This is a genomic window from Microbulbifer epialgicus, assembly GCF_041447265.1.
Classification (GTDB): domain Bacteria; phylum Pseudomonadota; class Gammaproteobacteria; order Pseudomonadales; family Cellvibrionaceae; genus Microbulbifer; species Microbulbifer epialgicus.
This window is the reverse complement of sequence record NZ_JBGMEK010000141.1, coordinates 1-1,493: the sequence shown is the minus strand read 5'-3', so window position 1 is coordinate 1,493 and position 1,493 is coordinate 1. Positions and strand designations below refer to the sequence as shown.

Below are 1,493 nucleotides of genomic sequence, written 5' to 3'. Positions count from 1 at the left end.
AAGGCTGAGAACTGATGACGAGTCTCTTTTAGAGACGAAGTGGTTGATGCCCTGCTTCCAGGAAAAACTTCTAAGCTTCAGGCAATAGTGAACCGTACTCTAAACCGACACAGGTGGTCAGGTAGAGAATACCAAGGCGCTTGAGAGAACTCTGGTGAAGGAACTAGGCAAAATGGTACCGTAACTTCGGGAGAAGGTACGCCGGTTTTGGTGATGGGACTTGCTCCCTAAGCTGAGGCCGGTCGAAGTGACCAGGTGGCTGCGACTGTTTATTAAAAACATAGCACTCTGCAAACTCGTAAGAGGACGTATAGGGTGTGACGCCTGCCCGGTGCCGGAAGGTTAATTGATGGGGTTAGCTTCGGCGAAGCTCTTGATCGAAGCCCCGGTAAACGGCGGCCGTAACTATAACGGTCCTAAGGTAGCGAAATTCCTTGTCGGGTAAGTTCCGACCTGCACGAATGGCGTAACGATGGCCACGCTGTCTCCACCAGAGACTCAGTGAAATTGAAATCGCTGTTAAGATGCAGTGTACCCGCGGCTAGACGGAAAGACCCCGTGAACCTTTACTACAGCTTTGCACTGAACTTTGAGCCTACTTGTGTAGGATAGGTGGGAGGCTTTGAAGCAGTAACGCTAGTTATTGTGGAGCCGTCCTTGAAATACCACCCTGGTATGTTTGAGGTTCTAACTCTGGTCCGTTATCCGGATCGAGGACAGTGTATGGTGGGTAGTTTGACTGGGGCGGTCTCCTCCCAAAGAGTAACGGAGGAGTACGAAGGTGCACTCAGCATGGTCGGAAATCATGCAATGAGCATAATGGTATAAGTGCGCTTGACTGCGAGACAGACATGTCGAGCAGGTACGAAAGTAGGTCATAGTGATCCGGCGATTCTGTATGGAAGGGTCGTCGCTCAACGGATAAAAGGTACTCCGGGGATAACAGGCTGATACCGCCCAAGAGTTCACATCGACGGCGGTGTTTGGCACCTCGATGTCGGCTCATCACATCCTGGGGCTGAAGCCGGTCCCAAGGGTATGGCTGTTCGCCATTTAAAGTGGTACGCGAGCTGGGTTTAGAACGTCGTGAGACAGTTCGGTCCCTATCTGCCGTGGGCGTTGGAGATTTGAGAAGAGTTGCTCCTAGTACGAGAGGACCGGAGTGAACGAACCTCTGGTGTTCCGGTTGTCACGCCAGTGGCATTGCCGGGTAGCTATGTTCGGACGGGATAACCGCTGAAAGCATCTAAGCGGGAAGCCTCCTTCAAGATAAGATCTCCCTGGGAACTTGATTCCCCTAAAGGGCCGTGGAAGACTACCACGTTGATAGGCTGGGTGTGGAAGCGTTGTGAGGCGTTGAGCTAACCAGTACTAATTGCCCGTGCGGCTTGACCATACAACAGAGATGGTTACTAACGACTAGCTAAGCTAGCGGATTGTGAGTTAGAGACATACGATCGCTTGCGGTGTATTACTACAGATTGTTTTACCGA

General features: G+C 51.6%; 1 rRNA gene (running past one end of the window). It reads left to right on the top strand.

What is annotated here, in order from left to right:
• Nucleotides 1-1,396, top strand: a 23S ribosomal RNA gene (locus ACCI49_RS23205); it begins 1,494 nt to the left of the window's first position.
• The last annotated feature ends 97 nt before the right edge of the window (nt 1,397-1,493 follow it).